Below are 26,186 nucleotides of genomic sequence, written 5' to 3'. Positions count from 1 at the left end.
TCAGCGACGAATACGCGCCTGGAGGAAAGACAGCACGTCAGCCACCGGCAACGGTTGGGCTTCGGCTTCGGTCCGGCTCTTGTATTCGAGATTGCCATCGGCCAGGCCGCGGTCACTGACCACGATCCGGTGCGGGATGCCAATCAGTTCCATGTCGGCGAACTTGATGCCCGGGCTGGTTTTCTTGTCGCGGTCGTCCAGCAACACTTCAAAACCGGCTGCCGTCAGTTCGGCATACAGTTTGTCGGTGGCTTCGCGGACTTGCTCGGTTTCATAGCGCAGCGGCACCAGGGCCACCTGGAACGGCGCCAGGGCGTCACTCCAGATAATGCCTTTCTCGTCGTTGTTCTGCTCGATCGCAGCGGCAACCACGCGCGAAACGCCAATGCCGTAGCAACCCATCTCCAGGGTGATCGGCTTGCCGTTCTCGCCCAGCACTTCGCACTTCATCGCCTTGCTGTACTTGTTACCCAGCTGGAAGATATGCCCGACTTCGATGCCGCGTTTGATTTCCAGGGTGCCCTTGCCATCCGGGCTTGGGTCGCCGGCCACCACGTTACGCAGGTCGGCCACGGTCGGTACTGGCAGGTCGCGCTCCCAGTTCACGCCGAAGTAGTGCTTGTCGTCGATGTTCGCGCCGATACCGAAGTCGCTCATCAGCTCGACCGAACGGTCGATGATGATCGGCAGTGGCAGGTTCAGCGGGCCCAGGGAGCCGGCGCCGGCGCCAATGGCGTCACGCAGTTCGGCATCGGAGGCCATGACCAGCGGGCTGGCCACGCCAGGTTGCTGGGCGGCTTTGATTTCGTTGAGTTCGTGGTCGCCGCGGATGACCAAGGCGATCAGCTTGCCTTTTTCTTCGGCATGCACGATCAGGGTCTTGATGGTCTTTTCAATCGGCAGATTGAATTTTTCCACCAGGGCCGCAATGGTCTTGGTCTCCGGGGTGTCGACCAGGCGCAGCTCTTCTGCCGGGGCTGGACGGGACGTTTCCCGTGGCACGGCTTCGGCTTTCTCGATGTTCGCCGCGTAGTCGGAACCGTTGCTGAACACGATATCGTCTTCGCCGGACTCGGCCAGTACGTGGAACTCGTGGGAGCCGGCGCCGCCGATGGAGCCGTTATCCGCTTCAACCGGGCGGAATTTCAGGCCCAGGCGCGTAAACACGTTGCAGTAGGCGGTATGCATGCGGTCGTAGGTGACCTGCAAGGAAGCCTGGTCGGCGTGGAACGAATACGCGTCCTTCATGATGAACTCGCGGCCACGCATCAAGCCGAAGCGTGGGCGGATTTCATCACGGAATTTAGTCTGGATCTGGTACAGGTTGAGGGGCAGTTGCTTGTAGCTGCTCAACTCGTTGCGCATCAGGTCGGTGATCACTTCTTCGTGGGTCGGGCCCGCACAAAAGTCGCGGCCATGCCGATCCTTGAAGCGCAGCAACTCAGGGCCGTACTCTTCCCAGCGCCCGGATTCCTGCCACAACTCGGCCGGTTGGGTGCTCGGCATCAACACTTCCAGAGAGCCGGCGGCGTTCATTTCTTCGCGAACGATCGCTTCGACCTTGCGCATCACCTTCAAGCCCATGGGCAGCCAGGTGTACAGGCCGGAGGCCAGCTTGCGGATCATACCGGCGCGCAGCATCAGCTGATGGCTGATCACGACCGCATCGGAAGGCGTTTCTTTCTGTGTGGCGAGCAAATATTGACTGGTACGCATGGTAGGCCGTTGTCGGTTGCTTGAACTTGAAATGACTTGGGATTGTACGGGCGCAAACTGCCGCCGTACAGGCATCAGAATGTTGGGCTGCCTGTAGGAGCGAGCTGGCTCGCGAAGATCGTCAACGATGACGCGGGAAACCGGGATAAACGCGGTGTCTGTGACTTCTTTGCGAGCCAGCTCGCTCCTGCAGGGGGTGGCTCTGTCAGTCTTCGGCGGGCGGGCTCAACCGAATGCGCCGATTCTCCTGGTACCAGTGCAGCGCAATCAGCAGCAGCGTCGGTACACCCAGCACGCAGGTGATCAGGAAGAAGTTGTGATAGCCGAACTTCTCTACCATCACCCCCGAATAGCCGCCGATCAGGCGTGGCAGCAACAGCATGATCGAGCTGAGCAACGCATATTGGGTGGCGGAGAACTTGAGGTTGGTCAGGCTCGACAGGTAGGCGACAAACGCCGAGGTGGCCAGGCCCGAGCTGAAGTTATCCAGCGAGATGGTGAAGATCAGCATCTGCAGGTCCGGGCCCATGTCGGCGAGCATCACGAACAGCAGGTTGGTACCGGCCGAGGCGACGCCGCCGATAAACAGGATCGGCAGGATACCGAAGCGCACGATCAGCAGGCCGCCCATGCCGGCGCCGAGCAGGGTCATGATCAGGCCGAAGATCTTGCTGACCCCGGCGATCTGGTCCTTGGTAAAGCCTTGGTCGATGTAGAACACGTTGGCCATTACGCCCATCACCGTGTCGGACATGCGGTAGGTGGCGATCAGCCCGAGCAGCAGCAACGCCTGCCAGCGGTAGCGCAGGATAAAGTCGTTGACCGGTGTCAGCACCGGCGCCAGGCCGCGACGGCCCATGGCCGACAGGCACAACGCGGTGAGGGTGATGTACAGGATGGCGCGCAGGAAGGCGCGGTCTTCCATCAGCAATTCCCACAGGCTCACGCCGTGAAACAGCACGCTGGCGAAATCGGTGTTGTACAGCTGGGTGAACATGGCCGGTACCGACACCAGCAGCACGATCAGCACGAACACCGACACCAATTGATGCACGAAACTGTAGCGCCCCGCCTGCAACTGGGTGCGCAATGGCACATTGGGTTCGCGCATGAACAGGGTGGTCAGCAGCGCCGGGATCATCAGCACGCCGAACAGGACATAGGTGCCGGTCCACGCCGAGTGCTTATAGTTGAAACCGGTGGAGCCGAAGCCTTCGGCGAAGAACAGCGCACCCGCCGTGGCCAGCAGGGCGGCAATGCGATAACCGGACATATAGCTGGCCGCCAGGGCTGCCTGGCGGCTGTCATCGGCGATTTCCAGGCGATAGGCGTCGACCGCGATATCCTGGGTGGCCGATGCAAAGGCGACCACGACCGCAATGGCAATCAGCCAGGACAGGTGTTTCTGCGGGTCGCAGAACCCCATGCCGATCAATCCGAGGATCACCAGCGACTGGGCCAGTACCAGCCAGGAACGACGACGTCCGAGTTTGCCGAGCAGCGGCAGGCGCCATTGGTCGAGCAGCGGCGACCACACCCATTTGAAGGCATACGCCAAACCGATCAGGCTCGCATAGCCGATGGTCTCGCGGGCCACACCGGCCTCGCGCAACCATACTGAAAGCGTCGAGAACACCAACATGTAAGGCAAGCCGGCGGCAAAGCCGAGCAACAACAGCACTAACGTCGAGGGGCTGGCATAGGCGGCGAGCGCGGCGCGCCAGGTTTTACGGGGCATGGGCTGGAGTCTGCCTCAGATTCACGGAAACAAAGCGCGCACTCTAACCGCTGTGCTCTACCGGGCGCCAGCCATGACGCTGAATATCCACGCGATTGTTCAGGATAGTGACACCTTCGCTGCGCAAACGCGCACGTTGCTCGTCGCCTGAGGCACTGCCCACTGGCAGGCTTATCCGACCGCCGGCACCCAGCACCCGGTGCCAGGGCAGGCGAGTGTCCTGCGGCAACTGGCTGAGCGTGCGTCCGACCCAGCGTGCCGCACGCCCCAACCCGGCGAGGTGGGCCAGTTCACCGTAGCTCACCACACAACCTTCGGGTACTTGCGCCAGTGTCAAGTAAAGCGCGGTGCGGCGCATCTCGGCGGGGCTTTGCGGGGCTTCATTGGGTGGGTTCACTGGGGGTATATCCGTTCGGATCCTGGGTCGTTTTGTAAGAAGCGTCTGATAAGTATGCGGATGAGTATTGAACTCAATATAGATCCCCGAGTCAGTCGTAGCTATCTAATACGATATTCGTCCTTTTTCGCCAATCTTGAGCTCCTTAATCGCTTATGTTGCCCAGAACCCTGCTGTGCCTTGCTGTTCTCAGCGCTTCCGCGCCCTTGCTGGCTGATACCGTCTGGTTGAAGAACGGTGACCGCCTGACTGGCAAGATCAAAGTCTTCGACGGTGGCAAGCTGCTGATCCAGACTGACTACGCGGGCGCGATCCCGGTGGACTGGAAGCAGGTGAAAACCCTGGAGAGTGACCAGGAGTTGCTGGTCAAGCAGGATGCCTATACCGGCGAGAAAGCCAAATCGTTAAAGGCCGCCGATGACGGCAAGGTGGTGCTGGCCAATGGCGAGGCGCCCAAGACCGTCGAACTGGCGAGCATCCAGCAGATCATCAAGCCCAAGCCGGTGATCGAAGACCTGGTATGGAAAGGCAATGTCGACATGGCACTGGACTACAGGCGTGCCGAGAAAGACACCAATGACTACGACATCGACTTCAAGACCATCGCGCGCCATGGTCAATGGCGCCACACGGGGCAGGGCGAATACAACCGCGAGTTCCAGGACGACGTCACCACCACCGACAACTGGGCCCTGGAGTACGACCTCGACCGCTTCCTGACCGAGCACTGGTTCTGGCAGGGGCGTCTGACCTACAAGCGCGACAAGGTTGAAGACCTGTCCCGTCAACGCACCGTGGGCACCGGCCCGGGCTACCAGTTCTGGGATGATGAGCTGGGGGCTTTCTCGCTGGGGTCGCTGGTCAACCGCACCGATTACGAATACTCCGATGGCGGCAAGGACAACTTCTATTCCCTGGCCATGAAGTGGAACTACAACCGCTATCTGGTCGGCAAGACGGTCGAGTTCTTCACCAACGGCGAAGTCGGCAAGCCCATCGGCGGCCCGTCCGAATATTCCCTCGATGCGGAAATGGGCCTGCGCTACAAAGTCACCGAGTGGGCCTCGCTCAACCTCAAGGCTGAACGCGACATTATCAGCGGCGAGTCGGAAAGCAGCTTGAGCAAGACCCGCTACACCGCAGGCTTTGGCGTCGCCTGGTAATCAGCTTGAACCCGCCCGCCGGGGTGCCGCTGGCAACCTGTGCGGATATTGATTACCTTGGGTTGAGATCCATTCCCATAGGCCAGGGCGGCCGAATACCCGAGGAGTCATACGTTGAGCGCGCACGTTGCCAAGAACGCCCGAGAGCTGTTGCTCAAGGAATACCGTGGGGCTCTCTCCACATTGTCCAAGGCCATGCCCGGCTTTCCCTTTGGTTCGGTGGTGCCCTATTGCCTGGACTCAGAAGGCCGGCCGCTGATCCTGATCAGCCGGATTGCCCAGCACACCCACAACCTGCAGAAAGATCCCAAGTGTTCACTGCTGGTCGGCGAGCGCGAAGCGGATGATGTGCAGGCGGTGGGGCGCCTGACCTGCCTGGCCGAAGCCGAGAAGCTGGAGGAGGGCGCTGCGATTGAAGCGGCGGCCGAACGCTATTACCGCTACTTCCCCGAGTCGGCCAACTACCATAAGGCCCACGATTTCGACTTCTGGGTCCTCAAGCCGGTACGCCATCGTTATATCGGCGGGTTTGGCGCAATTCACTGGGTCGACCAACTGACCTTGGCCAATCCGTTCTTTGGTGCGGCCGAGCGCAGCATGATCGAGCACATGAACAGCGATCACGCCAAGGCTATCGCGCATTACGTCGAACTGGCCGGCCTGCCGAACCACGAGCCTGCGCAACTGGCCGGCATCGACAGCGAGGGCATGCACCTGCGTATCGGCCATGCCCTGCACTGGTTGCCCTTTGCCGAGCCTTGCAACACGCCGACACAAGTGCGCGAGGCCTTGGTTTTATTGGCTCACGCCGAGGTCTGGCCGAAAAAAGCCAGCGCTGAAGCTTGAATTCACGAAATGGCGACGTCATCTAAGGTGGACTGGCAAGGCATTCTTGCGTTGAGGAAACAATTTGATGCGCCCTTTTTTATTGCTCTTTCTGCTGTTCCCGGTGTTGGAGCTGTTCGTATTCGTTCAAGTCAGCGGTGCGATCGGGTTTTTCCCGGCTCTGCTGCTGATCATTCTCGGCTCGATGCTCGGCGTACTGGTACTGCGCGTCGCCGGCCTGGCCACGGCGCTGCGTGCCCGTGAAAGCCTGAATCGTGGTGAATTGCCGGCCCAGACCATGCTCGAAGGGCTGATGATGGCCTTGGCCGGTGGCCTATTGATCCTGCCGGGCTTTATCAGCGATGTGGTCGGCCTGGTCATGTTGCTGCCCTTCACCCGCAAGCTGCTGGCCGGCAAGATGCGCCAGCGCGCCGAAGAGGCTGCTATTCGCCAGCGCGCGTTTGCCGACGACCTGCAACCCCGTGGCGGCCCGGCTCCACGCCAGCCGTTGGGGCGCGAAGGTGATGTGATCGAAGGCGAGTTCGAGCATCGCGACAGCAAATAACCGCTTCACCGACACGGCACCTTCGGGTGCCGTGTTGCTTTTCTGGACTGGCAAACGCAAAAAAATTCATTCCACGCCCCTTGTAATCAGCTGATGCGCCCTTATGTAACGGTCACCGCAAGGTTTCTGGTGGCGACACCAGACAGACTTCCGCGTTTCGCCCAGCGAACCGCGACCGGCACCGCCGGATTTAACCTGCCGGTACTGACACCGGCCGATGAAAAACACAATTAGGAGAGATCGACAATGAGCAAGCTTCGTCCTCTGCACGACCGCGTCGTTATCCGTCGCAGCGAAGAAGAAAAGAAAACCGCTGGCGGTATCGTTCTGCCAGGTTCGGCTGCTGAAAAAGCCAACCACGGTGTGATCGTCGCTGCAGGCCCAGGCAAGACTCTGGAAAACGGTGACGTACGTGCGCTGGCCGTTAAAGTCGGTGACAAAGTCGTATTCGGCCCTTACTCCGGCAGCAACACTGTGAAAGTCGACGGCGAAGACCTTCTGGTTATGGCTGAGAACGAGATTCTCGCCGTTCTGGAAGACTGATTTCCCCGCTCATTTTCCCGTTACTACAAAGTATTTAAGGAATATCGATCATGGCTGCTAAAGAAGTTAAATTCGGCGATTCCGCCCGCAAGAAAATGCTCGTTGGTGTCAACGTCCTGTCTGACGCAGTAAAAGCGACCCTGGGCCCGAAAGGCCGTAACGTGATCATCGAGAAGAGCTTCGGCGCTCCGACCATCACCAAGGACGGCGTTTCCGTCGCTAAAGAAATCGAACTGGAAGACCGTTTCGAAAACATGGGCGCGCAGCTGGTCAAAGACGTTGCCTCCCGTGCCAACGATGACGCAGGCGACGGCACCACTACCGCCACCGTTCTGGCTCAGGCAATCGTCAACGAAGGCTACAAGGCCGTCGCTGCCGGCATGAACCCGATGGACCTCAAGCGCGGCATCGACAAGGCGACCATCGCTATCGTCGCCGAGCTGAAAAAACTGTCCAAGCCTTGCGCTGACACCAAGGCTATCGCTCAGGTAGGCACCATCTCCGCCAACTCCGACAGCTCCATCGGCGACATCATTGCCGAAGCCATGGAAAAAGTCGGTAAAGAAGGCGTGATCACCGTTGAAGAAGGCACTGGCCTGGAAAACGAACTGTCGGTTGTTGAAGGCATGCAGTTCGACCGTGGCTACCTGTCCCCGTACTTCGTCAACAAGCCAGAAACCATGGTTGCCGAGCTGGACAGCCCGCTGATCCTGCTGGTCGACAAGAAAATCTCCAACATCCGCGAAATGCTGCCAGTGCTGGAAGCCGTTGCCAAAGCTGGCCGCCCACTGCTGATCGTTTCCGAAGACGTTGAAGGCGAAGCCCTGGCGACGCTGGTTGTAAACAACATGCGTGGCATCGTCAAAGTTGCAGCCGTCAAGGCTCCAGGCTTCGGCGACCGTCGCAAGGCCATGCTGCAGGACATCGCCGTCCTGACCGGCGGTACCGTTATCTCCGAAGAGATCGGCCTGAGCCTGGAAAGCGCCACTCTGGAAAACCTGGGTAGCGCCAAGCGCGTGACCATCTCCAAGGAAAACACCATCATCGTTGACGGTGCTGGCGTAGACCAGGACATCCAGTCGCGTATCACTCAGATCCGCGCCCAGGTGGCCGAAACTTCCTCCGACTACGACCGTGAAAAACTGCAAGAGCGTCTGGCCAAGCTGTCCGGCGGCGTTGCAGTGATCAAGGTTGGCGCGGGTTCCGAAGTTGAAATGAAAGAGAAGAAAGCCCGCGTTGAAGACGCCCTGCACGCAACTCGCGCAGCCGTTGAAGAAGGCGTGGTACCTGGCGGTGGCGTTGCGCTGATCCGTGCTCTGGAAGCCCTGACTGACCTGACCGGCGACAACGCTGACCAGAACGTCGGTATCGCTGTGCTGCGTCGTGCTGTTGAAGCTCCGCTGCGTCAGATCGCTGCGAACTCCGGCGACGAGCCAAGCGTAGTGGTCAACGAAGTCAAGAACGGCAAAGGTAACTACGGTTACAACGCTGCGACTGGCGTGTATGGCGACATGATCGAAATGGGCATCCTGGACCCTACCAAGGTGACTCGTTCCGCGCTGCAAGCGGCATCCTCCATCGGCGGTCTGATCCTGACCACCGAAGCAGCGATCGCTGATCTACCGAAGAAAGAAGGCCAGGCTGGCGGCGGTATGCCAGACATGGGCGGCATGGGTGGCATGGGCGGCATGATGTAAGCCAGTCTTACCCGGCTAATAAAAACCCCGCCTGCAGCGATGCAGGCGGGGTAATGAGATGGTCACCCCCACACCCTGCGAGGGCTACGCTTTCGCAGGGTGTTTTGTTTTTGGAGGCCATCATCATGAGCGAGTCAGCACTGATCGGGATCGATCTCGGCAAACATAATTTCCACCTTCTGGGCCAAGACAAATCGGGCCGCGAGGTGTTTCGCAAAAAGCTCTCGCGAGCGCAGATGATGCGGTTCTTCGGCAACTTGCCGAGCTGCGTCGTGGTAACGGAAGCCTGTGCCGGCTCTCACTTCATCGCCCGTCAGCTTGCGGCGATGGGGCATACGACCAAGTTGATTTCACCGCAGTTTGTCCGCCCTTTCGTCAAGGGCAACAAAAATGACTTTATCGACGCAGAGGCCATTTGCGAGGCGGCTTCCCGTCCGTCCATGCGCTTCGTTACGCCTAAAACCGAGTCTCAGCAAACCCTGTCTGTCCTGCATCGCATGCGCGAGTCGTTGGTGCATGACCGCACCAAGACAGCCAATCAGATGCACGGTTTCCTGCTGGAATTTGGCATCAGCCTGCCCAAAGGCTCAGCCATCATGAAGCGTTTGGCAGCTGTTTTGGCCGAGCATGAGCTGCCTGTGCGGCTGACAGTGCTGTTGCAACGCCTGCACGATCACTTCGTTTACCTGGATGAACAGATCAAGGAACTGGACAAACAACTGGCTTGCCAGCTGGCCGACGATGATCTGGGGAGCCGTTTGCTTAGCATGCCGTGTGTCGGTCCGATCACCGCCAGCCTTCTGGCTGTAGAAATGGGCGATGGCAAGCAATACCGATGCAGTCGCGATTTTGCGGCTTCAGTGGGCTTGGTGCCGCGACAGTACAGCACGGGCGGCAAAGCCAATTTGTTGGGGATCAGCAAGCGGGGTGACAAGCACCTGCGGCAACTGCTGGTGCAATGCTCCAGGGTTTACATGCAGAGGCTGGATCATCAGAAGGGGGCTTTGGCCGACTGGGTGCGAGCGCTGCTGCGCCGACGACACTCGAATGTGGTGGCCTGTGCCCTGGCCAACAAACTGGCGCGTATCGCTTGGGCGATAGCGGCTCACCATGCGCAATATGAAGCAGGGCCAGACGCCTTGAACGCCTGACCCTGCGGTTGTTGCAGTACCACAATTCACCCTTCAGGTTTTGCGATAGCTGAACAACGGATGACGTGAACGGCCTACCGGCCTGGCGAAGATCCTGACATAAAAATCGGCTTCAGAAGCCGACGGGCTTTTAAGGATCGTCAGGCGCGACTCTCATCGTGGCGCTGGGGCAAGCCCCAAACAGACGCCGGATAGATTTAAGCAAGCCAACCACATCGCCCGTTAATCAGTATTGCAAAAATGGGGGGGACCATAGATTTTTTATGGCCCTCAGGAAACGCCGGCGGTTGAGTGAATGAGCCGGTCTACGGATTCACTGCCTGAGTATTTGCCGCCTCAACGCGTGATGGCCGATAGAGCAACAGGCAGTACAGCCCCAGGCAGATCAGCCAGCAGAAAATCGCCGTCCATACGTTATGGGAAAAGAAGTGCGCGCCTTGCAGCATGCGGCTCACTGAAAAAACGCTACCCAGCGCAACAGCAAAGATGAACGCCTTGCGCGCCATCCGCGGCCGCCGATCCCGTAGTGCAAAGAACCAGGCGAACAGGGCAAACCCGGTAGCCGCATGACCGCCCGGCCAGCAGCGCCCGGGTTTGTCGGTGGGTGGGCGTGGGCTGAGCAGTTCGCTATAGGTTTCCTGGCCGCCGAATTCCTTGAGGCTCCAGGGGCACTGTACGGCAGTGATGGTTTTCAACGGCGAGACGAAGGCGGTGGCCAGGCCCAGGGACAGCACCAGGCACACCAGCTCGCGGCGGTACGGCTTGAGCCGTTGCAGGATGAACGTGCCGATAAGCCCCAGAATTGCCAGCACTGAAAACAGGATCACCAGCTGTTTAGCGCGGTCATGCAGGATGTCTTCGAGGAAGAAGCTGTAGCGGCCGATGAAGCCGCCGTCCGCCGCGTTGTAGAAGCGCTTGGCGAGGTCCATGTCCAGCGATGTCAGCTCCAGCAACAGCATCAGGAGCGCAGCCACGGCGGGGATGCCCAGGCACAGCCAGAAATTGAGAGGTTTGGAAACCGGCACTGCAGAGGTGGATGGCATGGTGAACCCTGGAAAAAAGTCCCGTACTCAGCGGTACGGGACGTTTTGGTTAGCGCGTGCTCAGTGCCGGGGCCTCGTCCTTGGGTGCCCTCCAGCCCAGCAACTGTTGTTTGAAGCCGTAGCTCGCGGCCTGGTAGTAGGTAATCGCGCGCTGGATCAGCGGATCATCACTGCCGACCCGCAGTTCCTGGCTCTCACCCAGGGCCTGGTCGTGGCGGCGCAGGCCCTGGCGTGGGCTGAGGATCGCCAGGTCCTTGCCGTCGAATAACCCCAGGTGCTGGTAGTTGCCGACCACTACCCGAGGTGGCAATGGGTTGTCTTGCAACAGGTTGCGGCCGAAGAAGGTTGACTCGTAGCTCAGGTTGATCAGGCCCAGCAGGGTTGGCGCGAGGTCGATCTGGCTGGCCAGTTGCGCGTTTTCCCGGGCGTCGATCAGCTTGGGTGCATAGATGAACAGCGGAATCTGGTAGTTGATGATGGGCAGGTCTTCCTTGCCCGCGCTGCCGGCGGTGTGGTCGGCGACGAACACGAAGATGGTGTTATCGAACCAGGGTTTCTGGCGTGCAGCTTCCAGGAACTGGCCGATGGCGTGGTCGGTGTACTTCACTGCGCCGTCGCGGCCATTGCCGGATTTGATATCGATGCGCCCGTCCGGGTAGGTGTAGGGGCGATGGTTGGAAGTGGTCATCAGTTGCAGCAAGAACGGCTGTTGCTTGGCGTAGTCGGCATCAGCCAGCTTCAAGGTTTGTTTGTAGAGGTCCTCGTCAGCCATGCCCCAGGCGTTTTTGAAGGAGATTTCCGATTCGGGCACGCTGCTCTGGTCGACCACGCGATAACCGTTACCGCTGAAGAATGCGTTCATGTTGTCGAAGTAGCCACGGCCGCCGTAGACAAACACGCTGTCATAACCGATGGCACTGAGCTGCTGGCCCAGGCTGGCGAAACCGCTTTCACGGCCAATGCGCTTGACGATAGAGCGCCCGGGCGTCGGTGGAATCGCCAGGGTGATCGCCTCCAGGCCTCGATCGGTGCGGGTACCGGTGGCGTAGAAGTTATTGAAATACAGGCTTTGTTGGCGCAGTGCATCGAGGTTGGGCGTAAGGTTGCGCCCGTCGCCATTGCTGCCCATGTACTTGGCGCTGAAGCTTTCAATGGTCACCAGCACGATATTGGGTTTGCGCAACGTGCCTGGGTTGGTGATGGCGCGGCGGACATCCAGCGGGTCCTGGCCGATAAAACGGGCATTCGGTTCGCTGAGTTCGGCGCGCAATTGCTTGGCCACCACGTCGGTCGACAGGCTTTTATAGAACTGCGAGTAATCCAGCTCGTTGTTACGGAACGCGGCGAAGAACTGATAGGGGCCATTGCTCGCCAGTTCGTTCATGTAGGCATTGCCGCCCTGGGCGCGTGGGCTGTCCTGGCTGATCAGTTGCAGGCTCAGACCGGCGACGACCAGCAACGCCAGGGCATTCAGCAGGCGGCCACGCATCGGCGGCAGTGGTGCGTTCAGCGCGGCATTGAACGGTTTGCGCAAGGCCAGGCTCAGCACGATGGCGAGCATTGCCAGCAAGCTGAGCAACTTGCCGATCGGGTAGGACTCCAGCAGGTTATTCAATACCTCGTTGGAATACACCAGGTAGTCGACGGCGATAAAGTTGAAGCGCACGCCGAATTCATCCCAGAACAGCCATTCGGCCACTGAGGTAAACAGCATTGCAAACACGCTGATGGTGAGCACCGCTTGCAGGAACCAACGGTGACCGCGGCGACGCCACAGCGCCGGTGGGCACAGCAGCAGGTACAAGCCCAAGGGCAGGGCGGCGTAGGTCAGGAAACCCAGGTCGTACAGCAAACCCACGCCGAACACTGGCAGCAGATTGCCGCCGACTTCATCCAGGTGAGTGACGAGCAGCACACTGCGTGTGAGCAGGAAAATAACCAGCCAGGTACCCGTTACCAGCAGCAGATAGCGCATAGGCGCTGTTTTGAGAAACCCCATGTCATCTTCCTTATATCAATGGGTGGCGATCTTCGGCCTGACACTGTAGTCAGTTTGTGAAGCTATAGTGAAAAACTCGTTGGTTTATTTAATCGGTTGAAAACCTTTATCGACGCGCCCCTCAGCTCTATCCCTGCGTCCCACTTGGCCTTAAGCTGCGCGAGCCAACACGGTCGTCACGAAAGTACGGAGACACTGCCCATGCGAATTTTATTGGTTGAAGACAACCGCGATATTCTGGCCAACCTGGCGGATTACCTGGGCCTCAAGGGCTACACCGTGGACTGCGCGCAGGACGGTTTATCGGGCCTGCACCTGGCCGCCACCGAGCATTACGACCTGATCGTGCTCGACATCATGCTGCCTGGCATCGATGGCTACACCCTGTGCAAACGCCTGCGCGAAGACGCGCGGCGTGATACGCCGGTGATCATGCTCACCGCCCGTGACCAGCTGGATGACCGGCTGCAGGGCTTCAAGTCCGGCGCCGATGACTATCTGCTCAAGCCGTTCGCCCTGTCGGAGCTGGCTGCCCGCATTGAAGCCGTGCTGCGCCGTGCCCAGGGTGGTGGGCGGCGGGCCCTGCAGGTGGCCGACTTGCATTACGACCTCGATACCCTGGAAGTCACCCGCGAAGGGCGCCTGCTCAAACTCAACCCGGTGGGCCTGAAGCTGCTGGCGGTATTGATGCAGAAAAGCCCTCACGTGCTGCGTCGGGAAATTCTCGAAGAAGCGCTGTGGGGCGACGATTGCCCGGACAGTGACAGCCTGCGCAGTCACGTCCACCAGTTGCGCCAGGTGATCGATAAACCGTTCGCCAAGCCATTGCTGCAAACCGTGCACGGCGTGGGTTACCGCCTGGCCGAGGGTCGTGATGGAGTTTAAGCAGAGCCTTGCCCAGCGCATCATCATCGCCTTTGCCTTGATGAGCGCATTGGTAGCGGGGGCCTTCGCCATGGGCATCGTCGCGACGGTGCACCTGGTGGAAGAGAAGCTGATATCGGCTGGCCTGGGCGGCGATCTGCAGCGCCTGCTGCTGATGGACAGCGTCGAAGACTGGAGCCACCGACCCGAGCCGGACCAGCTGTTCTATTTCAGCGGCGGGCGCGGGGACTTTGAGCTACCCAAGGACCTGCGGCACCTGGAGCCGGGGTTCCATGAAGTGTTCCGCGAGGCGCTGTCGTATCACGCCATGGTCGAAGTGGTGGATGGCCGGCGCTATGTGCTGCTGCAAGACCAGAGTGACTTCGAGGAACGTGAGCGCGTGTTGTTTGCCGTGGTGCTGGTGGGCTTCGTGCTCAGCCTGGCACTGGCAGTCTTCCTCGGCTGGGTGTTGGCCCGCAAGGTCATGGCCCCGGTGGTGCGACTGGCGCGCCAGGTTCGCCATCGCGACCAGTTGCTCGGCCTGGCGCCGCCCTTGGCGCCGGATTATGCCGCCGATGAAGTGGGCGAGTTGGCAGTGGCCTTTGATGCCACGTTGGGCCGTCTGCGCCAGGCATTGTCCCGTGAGCAGTTGTTCACCAGCGATGTCAGCCACGAGTTGCGCACACCCTTGATGGTACTGGCCAGTTCCTGCGAACTGCTGTTGGAAAACCCGGCCATCGACCAGCGCGGCCGTAACCAGGTGCTGCGCATCGCACGGGCCTGTGAAGAAATGCGCGAGCTGGTCCAGACCTTCCTGATGCTGGCACGCGCCCAGCACAACGATGCCACCATGTCGCCGCGGGTGACCCTCACCCAGGTGGCGGACGATTTGCTGGGCATCTGGCGCGAACCTATCGAGCAAAAGGGGCTGGAGTTGATCTATCAACCGGGCAACCCCCTGGACACCCGCTACAACACCACCTTCCTGCACGCGGTGATGGGCAACCTGTTGCGCAACGCCCTGCATTACACCGAACGGGGCTTTATCCGCCTCACGCTGGAGCCCAGTGGTTTCGTGGTGGAGGATTCCGGTGTTGGCATTCCCGAAGACAAGCGCGAGGCGATGTTCGAACCTTTTGTGCGTGGCAGCGAGAAGCGCGGCGAAGGCCTTGGCCTGGGCTTGTCCCTGGTGCAGCGCATCTGTGAGAACCAGGGCTGGAGCGTCAGCCTGAGCACCATGGAACCCAACGGTTGCCGCTTTCATGTCGAGTTGAGCCAGGTCAAACCTTGACCGCCCACCCTGCCGCTATGCTGCGGCAGATTCCCCGCTGTTCGGCGAAGATGGCCCCGTGCTACTGACTGTATCTGTAAAATTTTGAAATGTATGAGATTGGACAGGACAAGTTTTTCACACTTGGTTGACCTGTTGATCACAGTTAGCTGCCTAAGGTTGTAGGCATCAGTAACTGGAGATCAGCGATGCCTACCCCGATCAAGCTCGAATTTTCTGAAAAATACGACGATCAGCATGCGCAGAATTATTTGCTCAAGCATCAGGACAATTTGGCTCGCCGGTTGTCCCACAAACGTGACGAGCAATTGGCGCGCGGCGCACTGGCCATGGCCGGTGAACCGGGGCTGGTTCTGGACTTGCCTTGCGGGGCTGGGCGCTTCTGGCCGCTGCTGGCCGAAAAACCCAACCGCGTGATTATCGGTGCCGACAATTCGGAGTCGATGTTGAAGGTTGCGATGCACGCGCAACCGGCGGACGTGGTCAAACGGGTACGACCCTTGCAGACATCTGCCTTCGATATCGATTTACCCGATAACTCGGTCGATAGCATCTTCTGTATGCGCTTGATGCATCACATTGGTGATCCTGAGCACAGGCTGGCGATACTGCGCGAATTTCAGCGTGTAACCCGCGACAGCGTGATCATCTCGCTGTGGGTGGATGGCAACTTCAAGGCCTGGAAACGTAAGCGTGCCGAAGTAAAACGTCGTAAGAAAGGTGAGCAGGAAGGTTACCAAAACCGATTTGTGTTACCGGCTGCTACTGTTGAGGCAGAGTTTGAGCAGGCCGGTTTCCGTGTTCAGGAATCCCTGGACTTCATCCCGCTCTACGCCATGTGGCGGGTGTACGTATTGCGCAAGAGGTAACAGGATGGCAGTTGAGTGCGTAGCAGGCAGTCACGTAGCTCCCGAAGAGCGATTTGATTATTTCTGGCGCCAGCAGGGCGAATGGGTCGAAGAGCCCAATCGTCGGCGCGGTGGTGAAAGTGGTGTGCAGCGGGTGGTGGGCCCCAATGGGCGCTTGCTCTACAGCAAACGTCAGACCGGGCATATCTACCGCAGTTGGCTGCATCCTTTTGGACGTCCCACCGTGTTGCGCGAGCGCGATGCCCTCAAGGGCCTGCGCTTGCTGAATGTGCGCGTACCGGAAATGGTGTTCTGCGAGGCACGTCGTGATCCGGAGCACCAATGGAAGGCATTGTTGGTGACCGCTTCGCTGGATGGCTTCGATGAAATCGAAAAGTGGTACGCCGCCGGTGGCCGTGAACAGTACGGCGAAGTAGTCCATGAGCGCCTGCTCAAGGAAGTGGCGACAACCCTGGCGCGTATGCACAAGGGGCGCTGGCAACATGGTTGCCTGTACATCAAGCACATTTTTGCGCGGGTCACCGGCGAAGGCGACTCGGCCACCGTGGAAGTGGCATTGCTGGATTTTGAAAAGTGTCGCCAGCGCCTGACCGCCTATCGGGCAGCGTCCCACGATATGCTGCAATTGCGCCGCCATTCGTCGTGGAGCGATAGCGACTGGGAAAAACTCAGCTACTTTTACGAGACGGCGTTTGGCAGCGCTATCAAGGGTTTAACCAAATGAAGCTAGAAATAGCACGAGGTCTGTTCCTGGTGGGGGCATTGGGCATTGCAGCCTTGGCCCTGGTCGCCTGGGAACAACCTCGCACACAAGTACTCAGCGCGGTGCAAAGCGGCGGGCAATGCCTGTTGCCGCGCGTCGCCAAGGCGAGTGTGGCGGTCAAGCCTGACCACGAGTTACTGCTGTTTATGTTTGGAATGTCTCAAGGGATGAGGCCGCAAAGTTGAAACGATTGAAACCCCCGGAAAGGGCCTTGCGATGCGAGGCCCTTTTTTTTGGGGTGTGCACCAGGCATGGCGCGTTGCGCGAAGCACAACCAGCTTGGCTGTGGCGGTGCTTTCGACGGCGCTATCGAGTGGTACCCGCGGTTGGCGGCTCTTCACTATCTGCCCGGACTCGAGCTGCATATCCTTGATTGCCTGCGCAATCACCAGACTCAGGTTCACGCCCTTCAAGGCCTTCCGTGTACTCACTGATGGTCAGCGTGGTTGCCTGGGCTGCTCGACGGCCATCGCCACGAGGACACTCTCTGGCGGTTTGGGCCTGGAAAAGACCGGGATCAGCAGGTAGATAGAAAAGGCCGTGTAATCCGCCCGTGGCAGGGCGATCAGCCGCACCACACCCCCTACGATCAACCTGCGTCGGCATGGCACCTTCCGGTTCCTTGGACGGATTGGGGCCGACGAATCGAAACGTTACTCCGTCTTTCCCAGGGGGGGCCGCTGGCAATGTTGACAGGCCTGGCAGGGGGGCCGGCAGCGCATGGCCGAGTAGCGGCGGCGCTTGAGGAAGGATCTCAAGCCGGCCGTAGCCTCCGAAGGGTGAGGGATACACCGGCAGCGGTAAGATACTGCCGGGTAGCATTCCGGGTTTTGCCAGCAGGGTGTAGATGCAGGGCAGTACAAATAAGGTGAACAGGGTGCCCACGGACATGCCGGTGGCAATCACCAGGCCGATATCGAATCGGCTGACCGCCCCGGCACCGCTGGCCAGGATCAACGGCACGACGCCCAGGACGGTGGCGAGGGTGGTCATCAGAATCGGACGCAGACGCGTAGCGGCGGCTTGTTCGACAGCTTCGCGAATCGTTAACCCCTGCTCTCGGCGCAACTGGTTGGCGAATTCGACGATCAGGATTCCATGTTTGCTGATCAGGCCAATCAGCGTGACCAAGCCTATCTGTGTATAGATGTTCAGGCTCGACCATCCCAGGAACAGGGCGACCAACGCCCCGCAGACCGACAGCGGTACGCTGACCAGAATCACCAGTGGGTCGCGAAAGCTCTCAAACTGGGCGGCCAGTACCAGGCCGATGATCGCCAGTGCCAGGCCAAAGCTGCCCCATAACGCGCCGCCTTCCTGAACGAACTGACGCGTGGCGTTGCTGTAGTCAAAGGTAAAACCGGGTGGGGCTTCCTCTTGCGCAATGTCGCGCAGGGTGTCGATGGCGTCGCCCATGCTGACAATCGGGAAACCCGCGATCAGTACTGAGTTCATTTGTTGGAACTGATTGAGCTGGCGTGGTCGTGCTTTCTGTTCGGACACCGTGATCAGCGTGGACAGGGGCAGCAACTGTCCTTTGGCGTTTTTGACGTAGTAGTGGTTCAGCCAGTCTGGCGTGTTTCGGAACGCTTGTTCGACTTGGGCAATCACTTTGTAATGACGGCCATCCATGCTGAATCGGTTGATTTCTGTCTCCGCCAGCAGTGTCGACAAGGTCAGCCCCAGGTCTTGCATTGAAACACCCATCTGTGACGCCTTGTTTCGGTCAATGTCGATCACGACTTCTGGCCGGTCGAAGGCCAGGTCGATGTCGACGTAAGCGAATTTTCCTGAGTCGATGGCGCGTTGTTTGACCCGTTCCGCTACATCGAGCAGTGACTGATGATCGCCGGGCGTACTGATCACGAAACCGAAGGGCAGGCCTTCACCGGTGCCCGGTAGGGCGGGCAGGTTGAAGGCAAGTACCTGAAGGCCGGGAATGCTGTCCAGTTTCTCGCGCAACTGTTCCAGTATCTGCATCGAAGTACGCTCACGTTCCCCCCAGGGTTTGAGCAGGAAGCCGCCGATGCCCGATTGCGCGCCGTTCAGGCCGTTGATCTGGAACGACCCCTGATACTCGGCGAGTGTCTCGAACAGCGACGTGAAGTCCTTGGTGTGGGCGTTCAAATAGGCGAGGTTGGAGGCTTGCGGCGCTTGGGTGAGCATAAAGACAACGCCTTTGTCCTCATCCGGCGCCAGCTGTGAAGGCGTGAACATGAGCATCGCCGGGATCAGGAGCAGAACGATCATAGCGAACACCAGTACGACCGGGCGTGCATTCAGCACCTCTTGCAGGAGGCGTAGATAACGCTGTTTCAGGCGTTCGAAAATGCGATCCAGCGTCAGTGCGAACCCTTGGGAAGGCTTCCCCTTGCGTAGCAACAGTGTGCACATCATCGGTGACAGGGTCAGTGCCACGATGCCGGATATCACCACGGCCCCGGCCAGGGTCAAGGCAAACTCCTTGAACAGCGAGCCCGTCAGCCCCTGCAAAAAACCGATGGGGGCATAGACCGCCGCGAGCGTAATCGTCATGGCGATGACCGGGGCGCATACTTCCCGAGCCCCTATGATCGCGGCCTTGAAGGGGGGCCAGCCATTTTCAATGTGCCGATGAATGTTTTCCATCACCACAATGGCGTCATCCACCACCAGCCCGATGGCCAAGACCATGGCCAACAGCGTCAGGCCGTTGATGGAATAGCCCATCAGTTGCATGAAAAACATCACCCCGATCAAGGATAAGGGGATGGTGACGATGGGAATAATCACCGAGCGCAGTGTGCCCAGGAACAGGAACACCACGATCACCACGATCAGTACGGCCTCCAGCAGCGTGGTCACGACTTCGTCGAGGGAGGCTTGGATAAACTGCGTGGAGTCAAAGGCAATATCGGCCGCCAGATCGGGCGGCAGCTGTGATTGCAGCGCGAGAATGAACTCACGCACCTGCTCGCCGAGCTCAAGAGGGTTGGCGTCCGGTGCAGGCTTGATGCTGATATAGGTGGCAGGCATGCCATTGAATGAACTGAAACTGTTGTAGTTTTCCGCCCCGATCTCCACCCGTGCCACGTCACCGAGGCGAACCTGGCTGTCATTCGTACTTTTCAAGGTGATCGCCTCGAAATCCTCGGCCGTGCGCAGCAGCGTATTGGCATGGACGCCGGTGACGACATAGGCACCCGTGACCTCACCGGCTGTCGACTGCACGTTGTAGCTATTGACGGCCTGGCTCACGTCGCTGGCGCTCAAGCCGAAGCCGGCGAGCCTGATGGGGTCCAGCCACAGGCGCATGGCGCGGGTTTGATTGCCGATGATTTCTGCGTCTGCCATGCCGGGCAGCGTCGACAGTCGGGGTTGTACCACCCGTTGCAGGTAGTCGGCGACTTGGGCGCTACTCATCGTATTGCTGGAGAAGCTCAGGTACATCAAGGCGGTCGTATCCGTCGCGACTTTGCTCAGTACCGGGTCTTGCGCCTCGCGGGGCAGTTGGTTGCGCACTTCGTTGATCTTGGCCAGCAACTCGGTAAACAAGCGATCGCTGTCGGCGCCGGTACGGCTGTGCAGAGTAATCACCGAGACATTCTGGCGGCTCGTGGACTTCATGTAGTCGATGCCTTCAGCGCCTGCCAGGCTTTTCTGAAGTGGCTGCGTGACAAGGCTCTGAATAGTTTCGGCGTTGGCTCCCGGGTACAGGGTCGTCACGGTGATCTGGGCATTTTCCATTTGCGGGTATTGGCGCAGGGGTAATTGGTGGTAGCCCTGCAGCCCCAGCAACAGGATCAACAGGCTGACCACCATGGCGAGTACCGGGCGGCGAATAAACAGATCGGTAAATCTCATGGTGCGGCACCGTTGTCGCCAGAGAAGAGCGGGGCGTGCGGCGACAGGTTCCTGTCGGCGCTGACGATGACGGGGGCGCCATGTTTGAGCTTGAGTTGGCCCGCGGTGACCACCTGTTCACCGGGCGCCAACCCCCTGGTGATGATCACCTGGCCATTGCGCCGCTCGCCGGTCTCTACCGGGCGTTGTTCGGCGGTCAGTACCGTACCGGCGGTTTCAGGGGCAGCCTCGTGTGGCGATACAACATAGACATACTGGCCAGCAGGGCTATAGCTGATTGACTCCTCAGGAACGACGACCTGCGGCGTTGGCTGTGCCAGTTGCACCTGCAAACTGGCGAACATGCCCGGCAGTAAACGGTTGTGCGGGTTGGGCAGGGTCGCCCGGACCCTGACATTCCGGGTACTGTCATCGACGATGGGGTTGATGGCGCTGACCAGGCCAAGGGTGTGCTGCCCGGGGCGTGCAGAAACTTCAACCTGTACTGATTGGCCGATTTCAATGAACTGGACCGCTTGCTCGGGTACGTGGAAGTCGACGTAAAGGCTGCTGGTGTCTTGCAGGCTTGCGATCACTGCCGTGCTTTGCAGGTAGTCGCCGATATTGACCTGGCGAATGCCGATGGTGCCACTGAAAGGGGCGGTGATATGTTTCTTTTCCAGCGCTGCGGTGTACTGCTTGACCAGCGCATTGTGTCGATTGAACTCGGAGGAGAGCCGATCAAACTCACCTTTTGAGATCGCCTGACTGTCCACCAGCATCTGGCCGCGCTCGAAATTCTGTCGGGCCAGGCTACGGTTTGCCAGGGCGATGTCCCGCTGGGCCGTCTCCATCTGGTTTTCCAATTGCAACAAGGATTGCCCGGCTGTAACGGCTTGTCCGGACTCGAAATGCACCTGCGTGACGACACCAGGCACTTCGATACTCAGATCGATTCCCTTAAGCGCTTTGAGACTGCCAGCCGCCGGCAGTTGGCGCTGCCAGAGCTGCGTGACGACCGGTGCCACCGATACGCTGGCGGGCGGCTTGGGGGCATTCAGACGTGCCAGTTGTTGGTTGATCCAGAACGCTTTGTAGCCCGCTAGCATCGATACCACGACGAGAACGACACCAAGCATCGCGAGCATGCGGCGGCCAGGCATAGATGGCTCCTTGGGTAACAATGACGAAGGCGTCGATTGTTATTAGGGCCGTAGGGGCGGGTAAGCCGAAAAATCCCCTTTGGATGAAGGGCATATAGCTATCAGAAGAAGGAAGCCTTTCTGCTTCTTGTAGGAATATACCCGCCAGGCAGTGCCGCCAGCGGGTATGTGAGCATTCTGCCGAGAGCGGCGTCAGATCAGGTGGAGATGGTTATCCCAGAGCCCAGCCGGCAACTCCAACGGTTTTGCTAGCAACTCTTTCTGGCGGCAATCGTAAAAGCGGCAACGGCCTTGGCCTGACGTGACGACAAACCCATCCGCCACCGGCCCGACACCGGCGCAGTCCGGCAACGGAGCGTCCAGGCGCAGTTCAGCGCTGTCGATGTCCCAGATAAAGAAGCGGTTACCCCGTGGGGCGGTCAATGCCACCAGGCGCAACTCACTGTGCACCGCGACGCTGGCGGTGTAATGACCCATTGCCTGCAACTGTTCATCCGCCACTGGAAACGCCACGAACGGTTGCCCTGGGCGCTTGATCGCCAGCAACTCGGAACGCTCCTGGGACGGCCCCATGAACTGTTGCCCGGTAAGGACGGTGCCATCATTGGCGATGCCCATATGGCGCACGCTGTTCATCTGCTGCCCGAGGGTTTCTTTGCTGATCAGCGTACCGTCGCGCTGCATCAGCACCAGGCTCGGTTCCATGGCATTGAGGTTCATCTCCACGCGGCTTTCGGCTTCGGTGCGAATGCCGCCGTTGGCGACGACCAGGGTTTCGCCGTCGGGCATCCACGACACCTGGTGCGGGCCGATACCGTGGGTGGATAGCTCACCGCTGTGCACCAGGCGCTCGCCTTCGAACCTGTAGACACCGAGCAGGCCACGGCCGGGGTCGGACGTGTCGTTCTCGGTGGCGTACAACCAGTCGCCGCTCTTGTGGATCACCGCATGGCCATAGAAGTGGCGATTGGCATGGGAGGTGACAGTTTGCAGCAGCGCGCCGTTGCGCAGGTCGATCAGGTAACTCTCGGTGCCCGGGCGACGGGCGACGAACAGCGCTATCGGCAGCGTCGGGTGGTTGATGATGTCGTGGCAGCGCTGGCCGACCTGGGTGGCAAACACCCGCTGGCCGTCCAGGCGATAGCCCACGGCGTAGTGCTTGCCGTCTGCATCATCGCGTGCCGACAGCAGCAGTGGGCCCTTGTCCTTCTGCTTGAACAACGTCCAGCCACCCAACGTCACTGCGCTGAGCAGCAGGCTACCCATCGCCAAAGCTTGTCGCCTGAGCATCATCAGTCACCGTCGTTGGCGTTGAAGCCCAGTTGGATGCCCAGCGCCTTGGCCAGTTCGCCTTCGTGCAGGCGGTGGACGACATTGAGGCTGTCATAGATATCGTTAAGCTGCTGGCGGCCGGCGTCATCGGCCAACAGTTCGTTCAGCGTGTGCTGGTTGCTGGCGAACAGTTTCAGGGCGGCGGCATAGGCGGCGTCGATCTTGTCGGCCAATGGCTTCTGCGCTGACGGCAACAGGCCACGCAGGCCCTTGTTGTCGACCCCGACCCATACGGTCTGGGCGGCGGCCAGGCTGGCTTCCAGGCTTTGCAGGGAGGATTGGCTGCGCCACATATCGGCCTGGAACGGTTGCGCAATGCCCTTGGTCTGGCGGCCCATCGGGGTGCCAAGTTTTTTCTTCAGGGTGTCCAGGGCGGTAACCTGCGCACGCAACAGGTCGGCGATGGCTTCGTGGGAGTCGGCATAGCGCTGGTTCGGAAACTTGCTCATCTGCGCGAGCATGCCGTCGGTGCTGTTCCAGCTGGCCAGGATCTCTTCGGCCAGGGCTTTCTGGCGCTCGCCAATCGCCACCAGCAGCGGGCAGTAACGGGCTTTCTGCGCGTCGTCGGCGAGGTCGGTCTTGGCGTCGTAGAGGATGTATTCATAGGCCGACAGGCCCTGCACCACTACGCTGGACTTGGCCAGGGTGGCCGCATCGATCTGTGGCTGGGTGCTGACCAGTTGCTCGACCTGGCGGCCCACCAGGTTTTTCTTGTCTGGCCAGAACTGCACCTGCCACGAACGGTTGCCCTCGGCCAGTGGGCCGATCAGCAGCGGTTGCAACTCGGCCCAGGCCTTTTGCGCGTGAAGGAAGTCGGCGCGCGCGGTATCCAGGCTTTCTTTGCCTTGGCAGTAGGCCAGGGCGCTGACGGCCAGTTGACGGTCGGCTTCGACCCAGCGGCTATACGTTGGCAGGATCACTTGCTTGGCGATCGCCGCCGAGGTCACGGCTTGCGGGTCTTGAGGCGAGCAGGCGCCGAGGGCGAGGGCGGCCAGGCTGGTGAACAACAACTTGGGACGGAACATGTCGAGCTCCCTTCTGTAATGGGGGTGACGCTTATAAAGAGTTCAGGAACGCCAGCAACGCAGCGCGCTGTTCGGCATTGAAGGACAACACATGCTGCTGCGCCGCCTGTGCTTCACCGCCGTGCCAGAGCACGGCCTCCAGCAGGTTGCGGGCGCGGCCGTCATGCAAGAACTGGGTGTGGCCACTGACGGTTTGCGTCAGGCCGATGCCCCACAACGGCGGGGTGCGCCAGTCGCGGCCGCTGGCCTTGAATTCGGTACGGTGATCGGCCAGGCCTTCGCCCATGTCGTGCAACAGCAGGTCGCTGTAGGGGCGGATCACCTGGTTGGCCAGTTCAGGTTCGGCGGCGTTGGCCGCCGTGGTGAAGGCCGGAGCATGACAGCCCTGGCAACCGGCCTGGTAAAACAGGTTTTTCCCGGCCAGGACTTGCGGCGCATTGACGTCGCGGCGTGCGGGCACGGCAAGGTTGCGGGTGTAGAACAGCACCAGGCGCAGGATATTGTCGCTGACTTCGGGTTCGCCATCGGGGCCGTTGCCGTTGGGCGCCTGTTTGCAAGCCACTTGGGCGTCGGTGCAGTCATCGAAGGGCCTCAGGGAGGTCGTGAGGCCCATATCACCGGAAAATGCGTGAACATTTTGTTGATTGAGATTGGGTTGCCCGGCTTTCCAGCCGAAACGCCCGAGGACGGTCTTGCGCTGGGCATCGTCCCAGACCCAATTGGCCCGGCCGACGATGGCGCCTTTGGCGGCGGTCTTCGGGTCGGTGTTGCGCAGGATATCCGCATCAGGGATGGCTTCGAGCAACCCCAGGCCGATCATCGGCGGGGCGATACGCGCGGAAACACGCGTATCGGGGTGCATCGGCCCGTAGCCGAGCTGGGTGATGCGCAGGTCCGGCTTGCGCAACTCGACCACGGTACCGTCCTTGAACGTCACATTGACCGGCGTGTAGTCGACCCGCACCTTGCCTTCCGGCACCACCCCAGGCACGGCCATATCCTGCAATTGCCCGCCGTAGACCGGTTCGGGCACGACGCCGAGCTGCTCGATCACCTTGGCGTAAGGCGGCGTATCCGGGATCGACAGGCGCACCAGCATCGACACCGCATTCGGCGCATCGGGCAACGGTGGGTGGCCACGGCCGTCCTTGATATGGCAGTTCTGGCAGGCATTGGTATTGAACAGCGGGCCCAGGCCATCGCGCGCGGTGGTGGTGGAGGGCGCGATCACCCAGGGGCTGCGGAAGAAACTGTTGCCGACGCTGAAATCCAGGCGACGGGTCGGCGCCAGGTTGGCCGAGGGCAGGGAGAACGCGTTCTGGTCGCGTTTATTCACCGTCGTCGCGCCGCCGGCTCGTGCTTCACCGGGCTCGGCCTGGGTGAAGTGCGGGGCGTCGTCGCACGCGGTCAGGCTCAAGGCCATTAATGCGGCAGACAGGCGGAATAGCGGACGGAACATCGAGTTTCCCGGACGAAGGCTGAAAATCAGGTCGCAAAGTCTAACAGGGCGGGGCAGTTTGAATAAGAGCAATTATCGTTTGATGGCATCCCGATTCATTCCCGTTAGAATGACCGCACATTTTTTTCTGGAGGTGGCCAATGCAGGCTCTCGACGCTTTGCTCAACCGTGTTTCCGTGCCGCGCTTGCTGGAGCCTGCACCGACCCAGGAGCAGCGCGATGTGCTGTTCGCCGCCGCCATGCGTGCGCCCGACCATGGCCAGTTGCGCCCTTGGCGTTTCCTGACTGTCGAAGGCGCCGCCCGTGAGCAGATGGGCACGTTGCTGGCCGAAGCCGCGCGCCTGCAGGACCCCGACGCACCGCAAGCGCTGATCGACAAGGCCCAGAATGGCCCGTTGCGCGCGCCGCTGGTGGTGGTGGTGATTGCTCGCCTGCAGGAACACTTCAAGGTGCCGAAATCGGAGCAGTTGCTGGCGGCGGCTTGTGCAGCCCACGGCATTCTGCTGGCGGCCTATGCCCAGGGGATTGGTGCGGTGTGGCGCACGGGTGAGTTGTCGTACTCGGCCCACGTGGCCAAGGGCCTGGGGCTGACGGCGGATGAGGAAGTGATTGGCTTCCTCTATTTGGGTACACCGCAGAATCCGCCGCGTACGGCAGCTAAAGAAGACCTGACGCAGTTTGTCAGCGCCTGGACCGGTCTTTAAGGCAAGCAAGTGTGATCCAAATGTGGGAGGGGGCTTGCCCCCGATAGCGGTGTGTCA

21 protein-coding genes and 1 pseudogene are annotated in these 26,186 nt (G+C 60.1%); 12 read left to right on the top strand and 10 right to left on the bottom strand.

What is annotated here, in order from left to right:
- The 3 genes from AB7933_RS27660 to AB7933_RS27650 all read right to left on the bottom strand — a co-directional run bounded on the left by AB7933_RS27660 (position 1) and on the right by AB7933_RS27650 (position 3,812).
- The gene (locus tag AB7933_RS27660; RefSeq protein ID WP_024077220.1) at positions 1-1,716 is read right to left on the bottom strand and encodes a proline--tRNA ligase; all 1,716 of its coding nucleotides are present in this window, start codon (positions 1,714-1,716) and stop codon (positions 1-3) included.
- Between the two features lie 205 nt (positions 1,717-1,921).
- Positions 1,922-3,454: an AmpG family muropeptide MFS transporter gene (locus tag AB7933_RS27655; protein WP_024077219.1), complete on the bottom strand. Its 1,533-nt coding sequence runs from the start codon at positions 3,452-3,454 to the stop codon at positions 1,922-1,924.
- Between the two features lie 43 nt (positions 3,455-3,497).
- On the bottom strand, positions 3,498-3,812 hold the full coding sequence (locus tag AB7933_RS27650) for an MGMT family protein (RefSeq protein WP_206379640.1): 315 nt from the start codon (positions 3,810-3,812) through the stop codon (positions 3,498-3,500).
- A gap of 194 nt (positions 3,813-4,006) precedes the next feature.
- Here AB7933_RS27650 and AB7933_RS27645 point away from each other — a divergent pair, with 194 nt between their 5' ends.
- The 6 genes from AB7933_RS27645 (at position 4,007) to AB7933_RS27620 (ending at position 9,795) form a co-directional block, all read left to right on the top strand.
- The gene (locus AB7933_RS27645) at positions 4,007-5,014 is read left to right on the top strand and encodes a DUF481 domain-containing protein (RefSeq protein WP_024077217.1); all 1,008 of its coding nucleotides are present in this window, start codon (positions 4,007-4,009) and stop codon (positions 5,012-5,014) included.
- 114 nt (positions 5,015-5,128) lie between these two features.
- On the top strand, positions 5,129-5,860 hold the full coding sequence (locus AB7933_RS27640; RefSeq protein WP_024077216.1) for a HugZ family protein: 732 nt from the start codon (positions 5,129-5,131) through the stop codon (positions 5,858-5,860).
- 67 nt (positions 5,861-5,927) lie between these two features.
- Positions 5,928-6,404: an FxsA family protein gene (locus AB7933_RS27635; protein ID WP_024077215.1), complete on the top strand. Its 477-nt coding sequence runs from the start codon at positions 5,928-5,930 to the stop codon at positions 6,402-6,404.
- A 246-nt stretch (positions 6,405-6,650) separates the two neighbouring features.
- Positions 6,651-6,947, top strand: coding sequence for a co-chaperone GroES (locus tag AB7933_RS27630; RefSeq protein WP_003175874.1), 297 nt, complete (start codon positions 6,651-6,653; stop codon positions 6,945-6,947).
- A 50-nt stretch (positions 6,948-6,997) separates the two neighbouring features.
- Entirely contained in the window at positions 6,998-8,644 is a 1,647-nt protein-coding gene (gene groL / locus AB7933_RS27625; RefSeq protein WP_024077214.1) for a chaperonin GroEL, read from the top strand.
- Between the two features lie 125 nt (positions 8,645-8,769).
- Positions 8,770-9,795 carry an IS110 family transposase gene (locus tag AB7933_RS27620; protein ID WP_024074122.1) on the top strand — a complete coding sequence of 342 codons (1,026 nt, stop codon included), beginning with the start codon at positions 8,770-8,772 and terminating at the stop codon, positions 9,793-9,795.
- 305 nt (positions 9,796-10,100) lie between these two features.
- Here the strand turns inward: AB7933_RS27620 and AB7933_RS27615 are convergent, their stop codons facing one another.
- Together AB7933_RS27615 and AB7933_RS27610 are read right to left on the bottom strand one after the other, a co-directional pair.
- Positions 10,101-10,838, bottom strand: a complete 738-nt coding sequence (locus AB7933_RS27615) for a phosphatase PAP2 family protein (protein WP_024077213.1) — start codon at positions 10,836-10,838, stop codon at positions 10,101-10,103.
- Between the two features lie 49 nt (positions 10,839-10,887).
- Positions 10,888-12,837, bottom strand: coding sequence for an LTA synthase family protein (locus AB7933_RS27610; RefSeq protein ID WP_024077212.1), 1,950 nt, complete (start codon positions 12,835-12,837; stop codon positions 10,888-10,890).
- Between the two features lie 201 nt (positions 12,838-13,038).
- On the opposite strand from AB7933_RS27610, the gene colR reads away from it, so the two are divergent.
- The 5 genes from colR (at position 13,039) to AB7933_RS27585 (ending at position 16,809) form a co-directional block, all read left to right on the top strand.
- Positions 13,039-13,722, top strand: coding sequence for a two-component system response regulator ColR (gene colR / locus AB7933_RS27605; RefSeq protein WP_016975511.1), 684 nt, complete (start codon positions 13,039-13,041; stop codon positions 13,720-13,722).
- Complete coding sequence (locus AB7933_RS27600) at positions 13,712-14,992, top strand: sensor histidine kinase (RefSeq protein WP_024077211.1); 1,281 nt, start codon at positions 13,712-13,714, stop codon at positions 14,990-14,992. The genes colR and AB7933_RS27600 overlap by 11 nt, the downstream gene beginning before the upstream one ends.
- 188 nt (positions 14,993-15,180) lie before the next feature.
- Entirely contained in the window at positions 15,181-15,861 is a 681-nt protein-coding gene (locus tag AB7933_RS27595; protein ID WP_024077210.1) for a class I SAM-dependent methyltransferase, read from the top strand.
- 4 nt (positions 15,862-15,865) lie between these two features.
- On the top strand, positions 15,866-16,585 hold the full coding sequence (locus AB7933_RS27590) for a lipopolysaccharide kinase InaA family protein (protein WP_024077209.1): 720 nt from the start codon (positions 15,866-15,868) through the stop codon (positions 16,583-16,585).
- Positions 16,582-16,809: a hypothetical protein gene (locus tag AB7933_RS27585; RefSeq protein ID WP_024077208.1), complete on the top strand. Its 228-nt coding sequence runs from the start codon at positions 16,582-16,584 to the stop codon at positions 16,807-16,809. Before AB7933_RS27590 ends, AB7933_RS27585 begins: the two co-directional genes overlap by 4 nt.
- A 640-nt stretch (positions 16,810-17,449) precedes the next feature.
- Here the strand turns inward: AB7933_RS27585 and AB7933_RS27580 are convergent.
- The 5 genes and pseudogenes from AB7933_RS27580 to AB7933_RS27560 form a co-directional block, all read right to left on the bottom strand.
- Positions 17,450-20,467 (bottom strand): annotated as a pseudogene (locus tag AB7933_RS27580) (multidrug efflux RND transporter permease subunit); the annotation flags it as partial.
- Positions 20,464-21,609 carry an efflux RND transporter periplasmic adaptor subunit gene (locus tag AB7933_RS27575; protein WP_024077206.1) on the bottom strand — a complete coding sequence of 382 codons (1,146 nt, stop codon included), beginning with the start codon at positions 21,607-21,609 and terminating at the stop codon, positions 20,464-20,466. The gene AB7933_RS27575 and the pseudogene AB7933_RS27580, both read right to left, overlap by 4 nt.
- A gap of 192 nt (positions 21,610-21,801) precedes the next feature.
- Positions 21,802-22,899: a DUF1513 domain-containing protein gene (locus AB7933_RS27570; RefSeq protein ID WP_041161011.1), complete on the bottom strand. Its 1,098-nt coding sequence runs from the start codon at positions 22,897-22,899 to the stop codon at positions 21,802-21,804.
- A 2-nt stretch (positions 22,900-22,901) separates the two neighbouring features.
- Positions 22,902-23,966: an imelysin family protein gene (locus tag AB7933_RS27565; protein ID WP_024077204.1), complete on the bottom strand. Its 1,065-nt coding sequence runs from the start codon at positions 23,964-23,966 to the stop codon at positions 22,902-22,904.
- 31 nt (positions 23,967-23,997) lie between these two features.
- The gene (locus AB7933_RS27560) at positions 23,998-25,425 is read right to left on the bottom strand and encodes a di-heme oxidoredictase family protein (protein ID WP_024077203.1); all 1,428 of its coding nucleotides are present in this window, start codon (positions 25,423-25,425) and stop codon (positions 23,998-24,000) included.
- Positions 25,426-25,565: 140 nt separating this feature from the next.
- Between AB7933_RS27560 and AB7933_RS27555 the strand changes: the two genes are divergently transcribed.
- Positions 25,566-26,129 carry an NAD(P)H nitroreductase gene (locus AB7933_RS27555; protein ID WP_024077202.1) on the top strand — a complete coding sequence of 188 codons (564 nt, stop codon included), beginning with the start codon at positions 25,566-25,568 and terminating at the stop codon, positions 26,127-26,129.
- Positions 26,130-26,186: the final 57 nt, after the last annotated feature.

It is taken from the genome of Pseudomonas gorinensis (assembly GCF_042015035.1).
In the GTDB taxonomy this organism is placed as follows: domain Bacteria; phylum Pseudomonadota; class Gammaproteobacteria; order Pseudomonadales; family Pseudomonadaceae; genus Aquipseudomonas; species Aquipseudomonas gorinensis.
This window is presented reverse-complemented; position numbering and strand designations above follow the sequence as displayed.